We start from the raw sequence: 15,767 nt of genomic DNA on the forward strand, positions 1-15,767 counted from the left end.
ATATTAATCATTTGAAACCGGCTGTGTCCAGGCAACTTCAGTATCCCCTTCTCGATATGGATTTTTCTTGAGCCTATCTGAAATGATCTTTGCTCTCACGAATAGGACGTCATCCGGAATTTCAAAACTGGCGTTGGTCTCACTGGACTTTTTTAATACTTCACTTGTCGTAGAACCTTTTTTCACACCAATGAACTGGATCTCATATTTCACCCCAGCCTCTTCTTCAATATCTATAAACAGTTCATTGTTTTCAAACTTAATATCGGATAGTTCAACGCCGGTGCTGGCATAGAAATCCCCAGCTTCCATGGCATTAATAATAGACCCCGGAGTAAGTTCTTCTGATCTTACCGTAACCCAGCCTCTTCCGGCATTGCTGTATTTCTCACCAAATTTGTGATAATGGTGACTATCATCGGTCGCAATTCCCATTAGCAGTGGTTTGTTCATTGAGTGATAGGCAATATTCACCTGGTCCCACATCTCTTCAGTACTGTTATGAATGCTATCTCCATAATTATGAACATGAGGATGCCCGTTGAAAACCTCAAAGAATCTTTCTCCATCTATCTGGATGATATCTTCAGCTTTTATAGCATAAGTGAAATTGGGATGGTTAAGATGTTGTAACACCGGTTCGCCGGTCTCTTTTTCCTGTTCCATGATCGCATCCAGATTGTTCTGAATAAGCTCAACAATTGTATTTCCTTCCTGAGGTTCAATGACTTCCTGGATATTTATGGCGCCCATATGAACTGCTTTATCTTTAAGATAAGAAGTCACTTCCTCGGCCTTATAGATCATGAACTCCTCAGGTTTTTCGAATAAAGGACGAAATTCTTCCAGTGTTTTTAACTGAACATGTAGTCCTTTCTCATCCTTTTTATAATTAACCCAGTCTTCTCCATATTTATTCAGATATTGCTTAAAAGCATCTTGATAAAGAGAGTCACTGGAAATAGTTTTCCATTTTTCGCCTTCCGCTAAAATATTATGGTCGGAGAGTGCCACGAACTGATAACCATTCTTCTTATACCAGTCCATGATCATTTCAGGGAATTCGTCTCCATCGCTCCAATAGGAATGGGTATGCAGGTTTCCTTTATACCACTGGCTCTCCTGAGCGTTTAGGCTAACAGATAAGATGAGCGTAAATAAGGTTAATAAGGGCGTTTTCATTTGAATACGGTGGATTGAATTTTATTTTGGTTAAATACTACTTGTTTAAGAAATTGAAAGACTTCAGGTAAATATTCAAAAGGCATTCCGGAAATCTCATGTCTTGCATCCTGAAAAGTATAGAACAGATAAGATTTATTTAGTTTATCAAGCTTTTCTACTATGGTTTTTGAGCCGTCCAGGATAATATATCCTGGTTTGGAGCTTTCACAGTAATGATGAGGAGCCGTGGCATAGGGAACCAGATTATCATCTGTCCCGTGAAAGAATATCCCCGGAATTGTATTTTCTTTCTTTAGATATCGAACGTCAACAATTGCCCCGGCAAGAGATATTAATGCTGAAAATTTTATATCAGAGTATTTCTCTGAATCCTCAAACATCAGATCAGGATTATAGACCGCATTAAGTACGGCTTCAGCCCCCGCGCTACTTCCTCCAACAATTATTGTTTCGGGATCTATGTTGAATTTATCGGCATTTTTCGTCATGAATCTGGCAGCATCCATAAAATCTTCTGCCGCGAACTGAAATGTTTCTATCTTTCCGGCAGCGTCAAAATCACATCCAAATCCTGTTTTAGATCCTTTTCTCATTAAGCGATAAGAAATAAGGCCTACACTGTATCCTTTTGCAGCGGCAAGTTTGGCAAATTTGACTTCCTGGGGATTTTTCGGGCTTCCGCCTGCAAAACCTCCTCCATGCATAAAAATTATAAGCGGAGTCTTTTCAGAATTAGAATTCCCGGGCTGATAGAGGTCAATAATCAAGTCTTCACCGTCTTTTGTGCTATAAATTTCTGTCTTAACAGGATTGACTTTGTAAAGACTGTCAATGTATTTTTCCTGAGCGACAGTGCTTTGAATGGCCAAAAATGCAATGCAGTAGAATAGAATCTTTTTCATGCTGAATAATAAATTTTAAGTACGGAATATACTTAATTTTGAAGGGATAAATAAGTGGTAATTTCAAGCAGAAAACTTTATCTTCGCAGCATAATTTTTCAATTATGAGTTTACAGGATAAGGTAATGGCCGAAATGAAGGCGGCAATGAAAGCGAAAGACAGTGCTAAACTGGAAGCTTTAAGAGCAGTTAAAAGCGCTATTCTTTTAGCAAATACTGAATCTTCCTCAAAAGACGGGCTTACTGAAGAAGAGGAGTTAAAACTTCTACAGAAGCTTGTGAAACAGCGTAAGGAAAGTGCTCAGATCTATAAGGAGCAGGGCAGGGAAGACCTGGCTGAACCAGAATTGAGACAGGCTGAGGTTATCGAGCAGTTTCTTCCTGAACAGCTTAGCGAAGCTGAAATTGAGGCAAAGGTTGATGAGATCATTGCTAAAACAGGTGCTTCAGGAATGCAGGATATGGGGAAGGTTATGGGAATGGCAACGGCAGAACTTGCCGGGAAAGCCGATGGCAAGACCATCTCTACTATTGTAAGAAAGAAATTAAGTTAAGAGTTTATAGAGAGGCCCAGTAGTTCAACTGGATAGAATATCAGATTTCGGCTCTGAGGGTTGGGGGTTCGAATCCTCCCTGGGTCACAGAATAAAAGTCCGTAGCGAAAGTTACGGACTTTTTAGTTTAAAATTTCTCCTTACTTCCTGTTTCGTTTTTATTACTACTCGAAAATAGCAGTTGGATAATATTTTTAATATAAATGGAAGACTTTAAGTAAAACTTAAAATATTATGCAAAAGAAAGGGCAAAAATTCGAATTCTGTTTTGTTTTTTTTAAGCCGGGGCGTTAAATCTTATATAAATAATTTTGTGGAGTACGCTTAAGCTCTAAATTAGCCTGCATAGATAAAAACCTAACACCTATGGCAGCATATTATAATACTAATCAACTGAGGAGTTCACTGCAGGAACTTGTGCAAGTATACGTTTCTGAATGTGAAGAATGCAAGGAGCTATCACAGGATTGTATCGATCTTATAAAGCATAATTTCCTGGCAGAGTTTGTTGTTTACAATAAACAGGACAATACCATTGAAGTGGGTATTAATGAGTCTGATAAATTTGATGGATATCCAGAGATAAAGATTTATACTTTTCCTCTGGAAGAGATCGGGAAAAAAGTAGATCACTCTTTTCGTAACAATACTGAAGATCTTGAATACTACGGAAGGATCATAAGCCGCCGTAAGGGATTAACATCCGGTTCTGTGGTAGTGATGTAATGAATAAATTCTTAAAAAATTAAAAGCAGCCCTGGGGCTGCTTTTTTTATTTGTTCGAAGGAGCTTTCTCTTTTTTACTAAGATGGTCCATGATCATTTCAGCATGAATCCGGGAGTTCTCAATAAACCATTTATGCGTTTCAATTCCACCACAAATTACACCCGCAAGAAAGATTCCCGGGACATTAGTTTCCATGGTTTCTTCATTATACTGTGGGATTTTACGGCCATCTGTCGATAAGTTAATGCCCATATCCTGGAGGAATCCAAAATTGGGGCGGTAACCTGTTAGAAGAAGCACGAAATCATTCTCAAGAATATCTTCTCCTTCAGGGGTTTCTATAACCACTTCATTATCCCTTATCTCTTTAAGATTTGAATTAAAATAGGCCTTGATGCTTCCCTCCTTAATTCTGTTAAGTATGTCTGGCCTTACCCAGTATTTTACCCTCTCCCCAATTTCAGGATTTCTCACTATCATCGTAACATCGCCCCCTTTTCTAAAGATCTCCAGCGCAGCGTCTACGGCCGAGTTACTGGCACCCACCACAATGGTTTTCTGAGTGGCATAGTAATGAGGGTCATTATAATAATGAGAGACTTTAGGGAGGTCTTCACCGGGTATCCCCAGATAATTAGGGATATCATAGAAGCCCGTCGCCACGATAACATTTTCAGCTGAATATTCAGCTTTGGTTGTTGTAATGAGATGTGTTTTATCGGGCTTTGTATTTACCGAAGTAACTTTTTCAAATAACTTTATATTAATCTTATTGGAGGTCGCAATTCTCCTGTAGTATTCCAGGGCTTCTCTCTTGCCGGGTTTGGGATTATTACTGATAAAAGGGATATTATCCAATTCCAGTTTTTCGGAAGTAGAGAAAAAAGTCATGTTGGTAGGGTAGTGGTAAAGAGAATTTACCAGACAACCCTTTTCCAGGATTATATAGGAAAGCTTTTTCTTTTGGGCTTCCAGGGCACAGGCTATTCCAATGGGGCCCCCACCAATTATAACTAATTCGTATGTATTATTCTCAGGAATTTGCAAGCTGTTTAAGGTTTTTTATAGTTTGGGGCTGGTCTTTTGCTTTAAAGACAAAACTTCCGGCTACCAGTACATCGGCTCCTGCCTTTGAAAGTTGTGAAGCGTTCATATCGGTAACGCCTCCGTCGATCTCTATAAGGGTTTTGGCATTATTAATCGAAATTATCTCTTTTAGCCTTTGAATCTTATTATATGTATGCTCAATAAAGCTCTGACCGCCAAACCCGGGATTTACACTCATTACAAGTACTACGTCGATATCATTGATAATATCTTTCAGTAAATCCACACTGGTATGGGGATTTATGGCAACTCCGGCTTTCATACCTTCCGCTTTAATAGCCTGTAAAGTTCTGTGTAAATGAGTGCAGGCTTCATAATGTACCGTAAGGATATCTGCACCTAATTCGGCAAAATCTTTAATATATCTGTCAGGATCAACGATCATTAAGTGAACATCAATCGTTTTCTCAGCATGTTTGCTAATGGCTTTTAAGACTGGCATTCCGTAAGAAATATTAGGGACGAATACACCATCCATGATATCAATATGAAACCAGTCGGCTTCGCTATTGTTAACCATTTCCGTATCGCGCTGAAGATTCCCGAAATCGGCTGCGAGCATAGAAGGGGCGATCAATGTTTCTTTCATTTTTGCGTTGTTATGATTTGTGCAAAAATAGAAAGAAAATAGTGTTATCTATAACTTAATATATAAAAGCCCTAAGCACATTTTCCACCGCCTGTTTGGTTTTTGGATCAAGAACTTCCAGATGGTGACGGTAATCCTGCATTTTTACAGGATTAAACTTAGTGGTTTCCGTAACCAAATCACTTCTGTATCCGTCAAAGGAAGGTTTGTGAATAGAGGTTTCAAATAGTTTTATGACATTGCTATGCCTTTTATCCCGTTTTATCCTCTCATATAGGGTCTTCACATCCTCTTTTACACCTTCAATCACCTGAAAAAAATTTCCTTCAGAATATAAAAGAAGTCCGGTAATATCTTTCTTGTTGTTATTTTCCTCAGAATTGTTCAGAATTTCCTCAATTTCTTGGTCAGAAATTCCTTCTTTGGCAGTACTTACATAACAGATGGCGTATCGCATAATCACATTTTAGAACGAATGATAGGAATATCAAGGTTCGTACTATGAAATTACACAAAAAACGAATGAAATAAGTTAAGATTATGAAAAGAAAAAACCCCGGTCATCACTCCGGGGTCATTCATCAATCAAAAAACGAACAGTTATTTTCATGACGGTTCATCACGCCGCCACTAAACTGTTGTTGCTTTAAATATCTTTAGCCAAGATACGTTTTTAAAATTTTACTCCTAGACGTATGCTTTAATCTTCTTATGGCTTTTTCTTTAATTTGTCTTACTCTTTCTCTTGTTAGATCAAAAGTCTCGCCAATCTCTTCTAAAGTCATAGGATGTTGGTCACCCAGGCCAAAATAAAGTCTTATTACATCGGCTTCTCTTGGAGTAAGGGTCTCTAAAGCACGTTCAATCTCTGTTCTGAGTGACTCATGCAATAGCTCCTTATCGGGATTTGGAGATTCCCCTGAGCGTAAAACGTCATACAGGTTAGAATCTTCTCCTTCTACAAGAGGTGCATCCATAGATACATGACGGCCGGAGTTTTTCATAGACTCCTTTACATCATTAATCGTCATATCAAGTTCTTTCGCGATCTCTTCAGCGCTTGGCGGACGCTCGTGAGATTGCTCTAAAAATGCGAAAGTCTTATTAATCTTGTTTATTGAACCAATTTTGTTCAATGGTAAACGAACAATTCTGGATTGTTCAGCCAATGCCTGAAGGATACTTTGACGAATCCACCATACGGCATATGAAATAAATTTAAACCCACGGGTTTCATCAAAACGCTTTGCAGCTTTGATCAAACCTAAATTTCCTTCATTAATAAGATCAGGAAGGGTTAATCCCTGATTTTGATACTGTTTTGCTACAGAAACTACAAATCGAAGGTTCGCTTTTGTAAGTTTTTCTAATGCACGGTTATCACCGGCTTTGATCCTTTGCGCTAATTCTACCTCTTCATCAGCGGTGATCAGGTCTACTTTTCCAATTTCTTGCAAATACTTGTCTAACGAAGCGGTTTCACGATTTGTAACCTGCTTCGTAATCTTCAGTTGTCTCATCTATCTTCTACTTGGATTTTAATGGTGCATAGTTCCTTGTACTAGATTATACGTAAGAAGTAATCAAAATGTTACAAAAATGATCAAGTTTTTTATCCAGGGACTAAATAACCTCTCATTTTCTGGGTTAATTTGATGTTTCAAACTTATTCCGGGTCCCTTAGTCGGATGAATTTTCATTCCCTACAGTTAATATGGAATATTTTAAAATAAAAAAGGGCCGCATCAGTGCGGCCCTTCCTTATTATATAAAACAAAAGGAATTAATCCCTGTTTCTGTCTCCGCGATTCCTGTTATCACGGTTGCGATTGTCTTTGCTTCTGTCAGAATTTCGATTATCGCGATCACGATTATCACTTCTTTCTGGTCTTGGTAACAAAGCTTTTCTTGAAACCTTCTCTTTGCGTGTTTTTGGATCGATACCAAAATATTTAACATCGATTACGTCTCCAAGGTTAACAACATCGGTCACGTTGTTGGTCCTCTCCCATGCCAGTTCTGAGATATGAAGCAATACTTCATTTCCTGGGGCTTCCACAAATTCTACCACTGCACCAAAGTCAAGGATCTTGATCACTTTAACTTCATACACACTTCCTTTTTCAGGCTTAAAGGTGATGGAGTCTATTTTTGCAAGAACTTTATCGATGCCTTCCTGATCTGTACCAAGAATCTCCACGATACCTTCTTCGGTCACTGGATCTTCATTGATAACGATCTCGGTTTTGGTTTCTTTTTGAAGTTCCTGGATAACTTTACCTCCAGGTCCAATAAGGGCGCCAATATACTCTCCCGGAATTCTTTGGGTAATGATTTTAGGAGCGTGAGATTTTACAGCTTTTCCTGGCTCAGAAATGGTTTCTGTAAGTTTGTTCAGAATATGAAGTCGACCATCACGTGCCTGTTTAAGAGCATTCACAAGGATCTCGTAAGAAAGTCCTTTTATCTTGATATCCATCTGGCAGGCCGTGATACCATCTTCGGTTCCTGTAACTTTGAAATCCATATCACCAAGATGATCTTCATCACCCAGAATGTCTGAAAGTACAGCATAATTATCACCATCAGAGATTAGCCCCATCGCAATACCTGAAACAGGTTTCTTCAACTGCACACCGGCATCCATCAGTGCCATAGTCCCTGCACAAACAGTGGCCATGGAAGATGATCCGTTAGATTCCAGTACTTCCGAAACTACTCTTACAGTATATGGGCAGTCCTCAGGGATCATACCTTTAAGTGCACGTTGTGCTAGGTTCCCGTGACCAATCTCACGTCTTGAAGTTCCCCTGATAGGGTAGGCCTCACCTGTAGAGAAAGGAGGGAAGTTATAATGCAAATAGAATGTTTCTTCACCCTGTTGGGTTGGAAGATCTACCTGGTTGGCTTCCCTTGAAGTTCCAAGAGTAACAGTAGCTAAAGCCTGTGTTTCTCCTCTGGTAAAGATGGCAGATCCGTGAGTAGATGGTAGATAATCCACTTCACACCAGATGGGTCTGATGTCGGTCGTTTTCCTTCCATCCAAACGAATACCTTCATTTAAGGTAAGGTCACGAACTGCTTTTTTATGAGCGTCTCCGAAATATCCGGAGATCATTTTTCCTTTTTCTTCCAGTTCTTCTTCAGAGAACATTGCCAGGACCTCTTCTTTTAATTGAGAAAAGGCTTCACTTCTTTCTTTTTTGCTTGTTCCTGATTTTGCAATGTCATAAGCTTTCTGATAAACGGCTTCATGAATTTTTTTCTGAATGTCCTCATCGGTTTCAGCTACTTCATATTCACGGGTTTCTTTTTTCCCGAAAGCCTCAGCAAGTTTTACCTGAGCCTCACACTGAACTTTTATGGCATCATGAGCGTATTTGATAGCTTCAGCCATCTCTTCTTCAGAGCATTCGTCCATTTCACCTTCTACCATCATCACAGAATCTGCTGATGCTCCAACCATCACGTCCATGTCTGCTTCTTTAAGCTGTTCGCTGCTTGGGTTGATTACGAATTCACCATCAATTCGGGCTACTCTTACTTCAGAAATAGGGGTCTCGAATGGTATATCTGATAATTGTATAGCTGCAGAAGCTGCCAGTCCTGCAAGCGCATCGGGCATAACTTCATCATCATGAGACATCAGCTGGATCATTACCTGGGTCTCAAATTTGTAATCTTTTGGGAATAATGGACGAAGTACACGGTCCACTAAACGCATTACCAGGATCTCTTCACTACTGGGTCTGGCTTCCCTTTTAAAATAGCCGCCAGGAAAACGCCCTGCAGCTGCAAACTTTTCACGGTAATCCAGTGTTAAAGGAAAGAAATCCATTGTGGTAGGGGTGTAAGAAGACACCACCGTACAAAGCAACATGGCATTACCCATTTGAACAACAACCGACCCGTGAGCCTGTTTTGCCAGTTTTCCGGTTTCGAGGGAGATGGTCCTACCATCACCCAGATCGATAACCTCTTTAAATGTTTTTGGAATCATAATAATTTTGAATTCTTGATCTGAATAACTTCAACCAGATCAAATTTAGTTAAACAAAGGTCTCCGCCATCCGGACGGCCGGGTTGTGTGTTGTGTGTAGTTGTTTGTAGGACCAATGAAAAACTATCCGCCTTGGCGGATGACAATTTTTATTCTGCAAAGCAGAAGATTTTCGATAAATACCTGAAACAGGTGAAATAAATATATAAAAAAAGGGGGCATATAGCCCCCTGAAAATTATTTTCTTAATCCAAGCTCTTTTACGATGGCACGATACCTCATAATATCTTTCTTCATAAGATAGTCCAGAAGACTTCTCCTTTTTCCTACCAACCTAACCAGTGAACGCTCAGAGTTAAAATCTTTGCGGTTTTTCTTAAGATGTTCAGATAAGTGAGCAATTCTGTGTGTGAACAGAGCTATCTGTCCTTCGGCAGAACCTGTGTCTTTCTTTCCGTTTCCGTGCTTTTCGAAGATCTCTTCCTTCTTTTCTTTTGTTAAATACATTCCAATATTATTTAAATGATTTTTATGTATTGACAGTTTTTCTGTCAGGCGGCAAAGATACTACTAATTTGAATAATACCTATTTAAACCTGGAATTTATTTTATAAGAACTATTTTCTTACCGGTTGATTTTGAATAAGATCCAGATAAAGGTTGATCTTGTCTTTTAATTCAGAACGTTTTACAATGAAATCAAGAAAGCCTTTTTCCTTTAAAAATTCAGCGGTTTGAAAGTCCTTTGGAAGATCTTTTCCGGTGGTGTCTTTAACGACCCTGGGGCCGGCAAAGCCAATAAGCGCGCCGGGTTCAGAAATATTAATATCCCCCAGCATAGCAAAAGAGGCAGTTGTTCCACCTGTTGTAGGGTCTGTACATAATGAAATATACGGGATTTTTGCATCGGCCAACTGAGCCAGCTTAACCGAAGTCTTAGCCAGTTGCATAAGAGATAGGGCTGCTTCCTGCATTCTGGCACCTCCAGATTTGGAGATGATCATGAAGGGAAGCCTATTTTTTAAGGCATAATCTGCGGCACGGGCTATCTTTTCACCAACAACAGACCCCATACTTCCACCAACGAATTTAAAATCCATACAGGCAATCACCAGTTCTTTGCCTTTGGATTTACCAACAGCTGTTCTTACAGCATCTTTTAATCCGGTTTTTTCCTGGGCGGCTTTAAGACGTTCGGTGTATTTTTTTGTATCCTCGAAATCCAGAGGATCTTTTGCTGTCATGCCCTTATCTAGCTCCTTGAATTTGTTATCATCAAAAAGTATCTTAAAGTATTCGTTACTTCCTATTCTTACGTGATAACCATCCTCCGGACTTACATAAAAATTACTTTCCAGCTGTTCAGCATCAACAATTTTACCGGTAGGAGATTTATACCATAAACCTTTGGGAACATCTTTCTTATGTTCGGTAGGTGTTTGGATTCCTTTTTGTGTTCTTTTAAACCAAGCCATGTGCTTTAAATTTTTCCCACTCGTCATTTAATAAAGAAAACGGACTTTCCCTGAGGAAAGTCAGTTTTCTTTATTAAAGTGTGTTTACATTATTTAAATCTTCGAAAGCCTTTTTAAGACGGGCCTTGAAAGTTAGTTCTCCCTCGCGTAGCCATTTGCGTGGGTCATAATATTTCTTATTTGGCACATCTTCTCCTTCAGGATTTCCTATCTGTGCAGCTAAATAGTCCTTCTTGTTGGCCATATAATCACGTATTCCTTCCAGGTAGGCATACTGGAGATCGGTATCAATGTTCATTTTGATCACTCCGTATCCAATTGCTTCGCGAATTTCTTCAACTGTAGAACCACTTCCACCGTGGAAAACGAAATCTATATGATTTTCTTCTACATTGTATTTCTTCGTGATATATTCCTGGGAATCCTTAAGGATCGTTGGAGTCAACTTTACATTTCCTGGTTTATATACACCGTGAACATTCCCAAAAGCCGCAGCAATGGTAAACTGGTCGCTTACTTTGCTCAATTCTTCATAAGCATAGGCAACTTCTTCAGGTTGTGTATAAAGTTTTGAAGAGTCTACATCAGTGTTATCTACTCCATCTTCTTCTCCACCTGTGATCCCCAACTCAATTTCAAGGGTCATTCCCATCTTGGACATTCTCTGTAAATATTTCTTACAGATCTCCATGTTTTCTTCAAGCGGCTCTTCAGAAAGATCGATCATATGAGAACTGTAAAGAGGCTTTCCGTGTTGCTCAAAATATTTTTCACTGGCGTCCAGTAGTCCATCAATCCAGGGGAGTAATTTTTTTGCACAATGATCTGTATGCATTATTACAGGAACCCCGTATGCTTTTGCCATTTCATGTACATGTTTGGCACCTGCAACGCCGCCAGCGATCGCAGCGCGTTCGTTCTCGTTGGACAAACCTTTTCCTGCATTAAATTGCGCTCCTCCATTAGAAAACTGAATGATTACAGGGGAATTTAACTCTGCAGCAGTTTCCAGAACAGCATTGATGCTACTTGAACCAATAACATTTACTGCTGGAAGGGCAAATCCTTTCTTTTTAGCATAATTAAATATTTCCTGTACTTCTTTTCCTGTGGCAACGCCTGGTTTAATGTTATGACTCATAATTTTTGTGAATTAGGCTTACAAAAATAATAAAATAAACTGGCTTAGAAAGGATAATTGATCCCTACATTATATACTGCATGATTAAAGTTGTAATCCTTGAACCAGCGATGGTCGGTAGGTTTTGCGGGATCATAAGTTTTGAAGCCTATATCAAACCGAAGAACAAAAAAGTTAAAGTCGTAACGGAGGCCAAATCCGGAGCCTACCGCAATGTCCTTCAGATCTGAAAAAGATTCAAAGGTTGAAGCTTCATCTTCTACTATATCGGCCACGTTCCAGATATTTCCAACATCAATAAAAAATGCGCTATTAAGAGAGCCCACCAGATTGTATCTGTATTCCAAATTAAAAGCAAGTTTCATGTTGGCCTCATTAAATTCATTTCTGCCCCCACTGCTACCTGGTCCCAGGTCATAAGCCTGCCAGGCCCGGTTGTCATTTGGTCCTCCAGCAAAGAAACTACGGGCAAAAGGAATACTGTTTGCATTTCCATAAGGGATAGCAATTCCTCCAAAAGCACGGGCGGCCAAGATATTATCACTTCCAAGATCCCAATGCTTTATAAAATCAATTTCTGTTTTAGCGTATTGAGAGAAAGCTACTCCAAGCACTTCATAACTTCCGTTTTCGTTTTTATCCATCCCCGTAACATCAGCTATAGCCGATAAGAAATTTCCGGCGGTCTCTATCTTGAAACGAAATCTCGAAAACTCCTGATCGTAAAGGTTTTGTTTTGTATTCCAGAGATAGGTGTAATTAGTGGCAAAAATCAGGTTGTTCTCCGTAAGCCTGTTCTTTCTTTCTCGAATGTTTACGATATTCTGTCTTTGTTCCTCAGTAAGACCGGCGGTTGTTCCGTCATTATTACTTACTCCGTTAATGAAGTCGTCGGCCCCTTTAGGTATAATGAGTTCTCCCTCCTCATTTAGGAACTCCTCGCTAGTGGTAACATTTCCTGTTTCCACTATGTCATTAAGTTCTTCGTATGAATTTCGGTAGACATTAAAATAATTACCTACATTCAAATTCCTTACGTACTGAATGTTTAATAGGTCCAGCCTGTTAGATAATTGCTTGGAAGGCGTCCAGCGGTAGTTGATGATCCCTGAAAAGTTCTGTTTATCCAGCCCTATATTATTCTGTGTGCTAACACCTAGACTTAGTGTTGTGAAAGGGGATGTGTATTTAGGAATGAACTTTTCAGTATTAAAAGGCAGAAAGATACGTGGGAAAGTCAGCTTCATGTCAGCTCCGATCTCAGAAATATCGAAAAACCGGTCATCATCACTATTACCTGCCGCATCGGTTGAGGAACCCACACTCCCGCGGCCGGATATCTCAAAATTCTCAGCCCCATTAAAGATATTTCGAATAAGTAAAGAGCCTCCAAACGCGATCCCAAATTCCTGAATATTACTCTGGGAAATATCAAAATCAAAACCTAAAGAGTACCGTGGGAGTGGTGTTAAGAATATATTCGTAACCAGATCTGTAGAAGTGCTGTCTTCAGGATCTGGGGTAAACTGGATGTTCGGATACTTAAAAATCCTCAGGGAATTAAGTCTGTTATAGGTTCTGGTTCTATTAAGATCGCTGTATATTTCCCCAGGTCTTATAAAGACCGCATCGGTAATGGCTTCGGGGCGGTAGCGCATTTTGTCAAAACCATATAAACTGTAGCCTTCATGGCTGGCACTATCAGTGAGAGGACGATTTCTATTAGCATAAGTGTAATCAGTAAAGATATTTACCTTGCTGACTTCGTGTATTTTAAACGGTATCCTAGCAATGCTGTCCCCAATATTGTTTCTTCGATTTTTAATGATGAGGGTAGTGTTCACCTTATGATCTGTGTTTACCGTATCGGCATCAAAACTTATATATTCCTGATCAAAATTATAAACGCCATTATTTCTAAATAGTTGAGAGAGTCTGTCTCTTTCCTCATTGAAGTCAAGTGTGCTGTATTGTACTCCAGACTTTATCTTGCTATCACTTTTGTGGCTTTCATAAAGAGAATCCAGTGGTTGGGAGGAAATAGCTGTATGGATGGAATCAACAATATAAGCCTCATGGGGGCTGACCTTATATTCCACTCTTGCTCTTTTTTCTTTCCCTTCAATAGGAATGATTTCGTAATCTGCTTCAATATTGAACCACCCGTTATTCCAATACCAGGATTTTAACCTGTTCAGGGATTTTTTTGTCTCTTCCTCATCTACAATAACTGGTGCTTCTCCTGTTCTCTTTATCCATTGGTTAAATTCTTTCCTAGAATGTATGAATCGGTCAAACTGTTTTTTGGAAAGGAGGCCTATAAGTCGATCTCTTCTTTTTTTATTCTCAAGATATTTTACGGTTAGGATGCTATCTATATTGGGACGGGCAAGATTGTAAAAGTGAAGCCGGAAAGGAATTCCCAGTAAGCTTGTATTAGGCTCTTGATATAGCTGGCTGTAGACCCTGGAATCTTTTACCTCCTCACCATTGTTAAGGATAGTATTCTCCACGAGAAGATGCTCGTTCGGCTCCAGTCTTTTTACGGCGTTGCAGCTTAATATTAAAACGAAGGTTAAAAAAAATAATAATATTTTTGCGAAAAGCCGTTTCAAACAGTAGCGATTAGAGGCTCAAAAATACATTTTTTGTATGGTTAGCAAAAACCAGATTAAGTTAATAAAAAGTCTTTCTCAAAAAAAGTTCAGAAATAAACATGAGCTGTTTGTAGTGGAAGGGGTGAAAAGTATCAGGGAATTCCTTAAATCCAGTTTCAGCTTAGTTTCCTTGTTTACCACCGGGGCATCATTTGAAGTGCCCAAAGAATTATTTCAGAACATTAATGAAAGGGAGCTGGGAAAAATAAGCTTCCTTACAACTCCTCAACAGGCGCTTGCTGTTTTTCAGATCCCGGAAGAGGAAATGGTTGAAATAGAAGGGTTAACTATAATTCTCGATGGTATAAGGGATCCGGGTAATCTGGGAACTATAATACGTCTATGCGACTGGTTTGGGATTAAGAATCTGGTCTGCTCCAGAGATACGGTAGATTGTTATAATCCTAAAGTCGTACAGGCCAGTATGGGGTCACTTACAAGGGTGAAGGTTTCATATACCGATTTAAAAGAATTGCTAATGAAGAATGATAAGATTCCTGTATATGGGGCTATGCTTGATGGTGAGAACTTATATGAAAGTACCTTCCCAGAAACGGCATTTATTGTCATGGGGAATGAAGCGAACGGTGTTTCAAAAGAGATAGAAGGCCTTCTTACAAATAGAATAAATATTCCACAATTTGGGAAACGCCAGGAAACCGAAAGCCTTAATGTGGCTACCGCCACAGCAGTTATTTTAAGCGAGTTCAGAAGAGGTCACTTTATTGAAAAGTAAAGTTTATAAAAATAGCCCTGGAAGACATCTTATCTACATTTCCTGTGTAAATACTATTAGGATCAGCATCTCGGATAAGTTCATCATTAATGGCAAATACGCCTCTTATAGATGGTGATAATTTGAAGTAGTAAAGGTAAAGGTCAATCCCGACTCCTACTTCGTAATAATAGGAATTTGTAGTCATTCTGAACTGTCCTGCACTGTTATCGTCAGGGTTGTTCTCATTACTACTAAGGTTTATGGAAGTGGAGACCCCGCCAATTACAAAAGGTTTAAAGTTGTTAAGTCGATTCGCACTGAATTTCAACAGTAGCGGAATATGAACATACGTAGAACTTATTTCTCTGTAGGTTCCAGCATCCGCTTTTAAAGCCTGGTAGCCACGTGTATTGAAATTTACACCTGGTTCAAGACGTAAGTCCAGATTATGACTAAGTTTTAGATTTCCCAATAGACCTACATTAAAACCAAAGCGAGTTTCAACCCGAAAATCCTGGCCGGTTACCGGACTTGGATTATAATTTATATAGTCAAAATCAAAATCATATTTATTAAATCCCAGGAAATAACCCCAGGACCAGCGCTGTTGATCGAAATTTTGTTGATTCAGCACGCGTTCTCCTGAAAAAATCTGGGCGTTTGCAGCACTAACACTTAATGCTATAAGCGCAATCGTCAATATCTTCTTCAT

The 15,767-nt window shown here is 39.3% G+C and carries 15 protein-coding genes and 1 tRNA gene; 4 read left to right on the forward strand and 12 right to left on the reverse strand.

Annotated features, from left to right (window positions below):
• Positions 1-3: 3 nt before the first annotated feature.
• Together EZJ28_RS02825 and EZJ28_RS02830 are read right to left on the reverse strand one after the other, a co-directional pair.
• On the reverse strand, positions 4-1,182 hold the full coding sequence (locus EZJ28_RS02825; RefSeq protein WP_131394691.1) for a histidinol-phosphatase: 1,179 nt from the start codon (positions 1,180-1,182) through the stop codon (positions 4-6).
• Positions 1,179-2,087 (reverse strand): alpha/beta hydrolase, encoded by a 909-nt coding sequence (locus EZJ28_RS02830; protein ID WP_131394693.1) that lies wholly within the window; start codon positions 2,085-2,087, stop codon positions 1,179-1,181. Before EZJ28_RS02830 ends, EZJ28_RS02825 begins: the two co-directional genes overlap by 4 nt.
• Positions 2,088-2,191: 104 nt before the next feature.
• Here EZJ28_RS02830 and EZJ28_RS02835 point away from each other — a divergent pair, with 104 nt between their 5' ends.
• From EZJ28_RS02835 to EZJ28_RS02845, 3 genes are all read left to right on the forward strand, one after another.
• The gene (locus EZJ28_RS02835) at positions 2,192-2,641 is read left to right on the forward strand and encodes a GatB/YqeY domain-containing protein (protein WP_131394695.1); all 450 of its coding nucleotides are present in this window, start codon (positions 2,192-2,194) and stop codon (positions 2,639-2,641) included.
• 13 nt (positions 2,642-2,654) lie between these two features.
• A tRNA-Arg gene (locus EZJ28_RS02840) sits at positions 2,655-2,728 on the forward strand.
• 279 nt (positions 2,729-3,007) lie between these two features.
• On the forward strand, positions 3,008-3,367 hold the full coding sequence (locus EZJ28_RS02845) for a hypothetical protein (RefSeq protein ID WP_131394697.1): 360 nt from the start codon (positions 3,008-3,010) through the stop codon (positions 3,365-3,367).
• A gap of 46 nt (positions 3,368-3,413) precedes the next feature.
• Here EZJ28_RS02845 and EZJ28_RS02850 read toward each other — a convergent pair whose 3' ends face one another.
• The 9 genes from EZJ28_RS02850 to EZJ28_RS02890 all read right to left on the reverse strand — a co-directional run bounded on the left by EZJ28_RS02850 (position 3,414) and on the right by EZJ28_RS02890 (position 14,295).
• Positions 3,414-4,415 (reverse strand): YpdA family putative bacillithiol disulfide reductase, encoded by a 1,002-nt coding sequence (locus EZJ28_RS02850; protein ID WP_131394699.1) that lies wholly within the window; start codon positions 4,413-4,415, stop codon positions 3,414-3,416.
• Complete coding sequence (gene rpe / locus EZJ28_RS02855; RefSeq protein ID WP_131394701.1) at positions 4,402-5,064, reverse strand: ribulose-phosphate 3-epimerase; 663 nt, start codon at positions 5,062-5,064, stop codon at positions 4,402-4,404. Before rpe ends, EZJ28_RS02850 begins: the two co-directional genes overlap by 14 nt.
• A 55-nt stretch (positions 5,065-5,119) precedes the next feature.
• Positions 5,120-5,521 (reverse strand): BLUF domain-containing protein, encoded by a 402-nt coding sequence (locus tag EZJ28_RS02860; RefSeq protein ID WP_131394703.1) that lies wholly within the window; start codon positions 5,519-5,521, stop codon positions 5,120-5,122.
• Positions 5,522-5,720: 199 nt separating this feature from the next.
• A complete protein-coding gene (locus EZJ28_RS02865) occupies positions 5,721-6,584 on the reverse strand; it encodes an RNA polymerase sigma factor RpoD/SigA (RefSeq protein WP_072552879.1) in 864 nt (287 codons plus the stop codon).
• A 263-nt stretch (positions 6,585-6,847) separates the two neighbouring features.
• Complete coding sequence (locus tag EZJ28_RS02870) at positions 6,848-9,064, reverse strand: polyribonucleotide nucleotidyltransferase (RefSeq protein ID WP_131394705.1); 2,217 nt, start codon at positions 9,062-9,064, stop codon at positions 6,848-6,850.
• Positions 9,065-9,301: 237 nt separating this feature from the next.
• Complete coding sequence (gene rpsO, locus EZJ28_RS02875; RefSeq protein WP_131394707.1) at positions 9,302-9,571, reverse strand: 30S ribosomal protein S15; 270 nt, start codon at positions 9,569-9,571, stop codon at positions 9,302-9,304.
• Positions 9,572-9,681: 110 nt separating this feature from the next.
• Positions 9,682-10,539, reverse strand: coding sequence for an acetyl-CoA carboxylase, carboxyltransferase subunit beta (gene accD, locus EZJ28_RS02880; RefSeq protein WP_131394709.1), 858 nt, complete (start codon positions 10,537-10,539; stop codon positions 9,682-9,684).
• Positions 10,540-10,612: 73 nt separating this feature from the next.
• Positions 10,613-11,680 carry a class II fructose-bisphosphate aldolase gene (gene fbaA, locus EZJ28_RS02885; RefSeq protein ID WP_131394711.1) on the reverse strand — a complete coding sequence of 356 codons (1,068 nt, stop codon included), beginning with the start codon at positions 11,678-11,680 and terminating at the stop codon, positions 10,613-10,615.
• A gap of 44 nt (positions 11,681-11,724) precedes the next feature.
• Positions 11,725-14,295 carry a BamA/TamA family outer membrane protein gene (locus EZJ28_RS02890; protein ID WP_131394713.1) on the reverse strand — a complete coding sequence of 857 codons (2,571 nt, stop codon included), beginning with the start codon at positions 14,293-14,295 and terminating at the stop codon, positions 11,725-11,727.
• Between the two features lie 37 nt (positions 14,296-14,332).
• Between EZJ28_RS02890 and EZJ28_RS02895 the strand changes: the two genes are divergently transcribed.
• Entirely contained in the window at positions 14,333-15,073 is a 741-nt protein-coding gene (locus tag EZJ28_RS02895) for an RNA methyltransferase (RefSeq protein WP_131394715.1), read from the forward strand.
• Here EZJ28_RS02895 and EZJ28_RS02900 read toward each other — a convergent pair.
• Positions 15,060-15,767: a porin family protein gene (locus EZJ28_RS02900; protein ID WP_131394717.1), complete on the reverse strand. Its 708-nt coding sequence runs from the start codon at positions 15,765-15,767 to the stop codon at positions 15,060-15,062. The genes EZJ28_RS02895 and EZJ28_RS02900 overlap by 14 nt on opposite strands.

This window comes from Gramella sp. KN1008, from assembly GCF_004332155.1.
Lineage (GTDB): Bacteria > Bacteroidota > Bacteroidia > Flavobacteriales > Flavobacteriaceae > Christiangramia.

Coding starts and splice junctions, on each gene's coding strand:
- EZJ28_RS02900 (WP_131394717.1), bottom strand. CDS start 15,767: ATGAAGAAGATATTGACGATTGCGCTTATAGCATTAAGTGTTAGTGCT.
- fbaA (WP_131394711.1), bottom strand. CDS start 11,680: ATGAGTCATAACATTAAACCAGGCGTTGCCACAGGAAAAGAAGTACAG.
- EZJ28_RS02865 (WP_072552879.1), bottom strand. CDS start 6,584: ATGAGACAACTGAAGATTACGAAGCAGGTTACAAATCGTGAAACCGCT.
- EZJ28_RS02895 (WP_131394715.1), top strand. CDS start 14,333: ATGGTTAGCAAAAACCAGATTAAGTTAATAAAAAGTCTTTCTCAAAAA.
- accD (WP_131394709.1), bottom strand. CDS start 10,539: ATGGCTTGGTTTAAAAGAACACAAAAAGGAATCCAAACACCTACCGAA.
- EZJ28_RS02845 (WP_131394697.1), top strand. CDS start 3,008: ATGGCAGCATATTATAATACTAATCAACTGAGGAGTTCACTGCAGGAA.
- EZJ28_RS02830 (WP_131394693.1), bottom strand. CDS start 2,087: ATGAAAAAGATTCTATTCTACTGCATTGCATTTTTGGCCATTCAAAGC.
- EZJ28_RS02835 (WP_131394695.1), top strand. CDS start 2,192: ATGAGTTTACAGGATAAGGTAATGGCCGAAATGAAGGCGGCAATGAAA.
- rpsO (WP_131394707.1), bottom strand. CDS start 9,571: ATGTATTTAACAAAAGAAAAGAAGGAAGAGATCTTCGAAAAGCACGGA.
- EZJ28_RS02870 (WP_131394705.1), bottom strand. CDS start 9,064: ATGATTCCAAAAACATTTAAAGAGGTTATCGATCTGGGTGATGGTAGG.
- rpe (WP_131394701.1), bottom strand. CDS start 5,064: ATGAAAGAAACATTGATCGCCCCTTCTATGCTCGCAGCCGATTTCGGG.
- EZJ28_RS02860 (WP_131394703.1), bottom strand. CDS start 5,521: ATGCGATACGCCATCTGTTATGTAAGTACTGCCAAAGAAGGAATTTCT.
- EZJ28_RS02825 (WP_131394691.1), bottom strand. CDS start 1,182: ATGAAAACGCCCTTATTAACCTTATTTACGCTCATCTTATCTGTTAGC.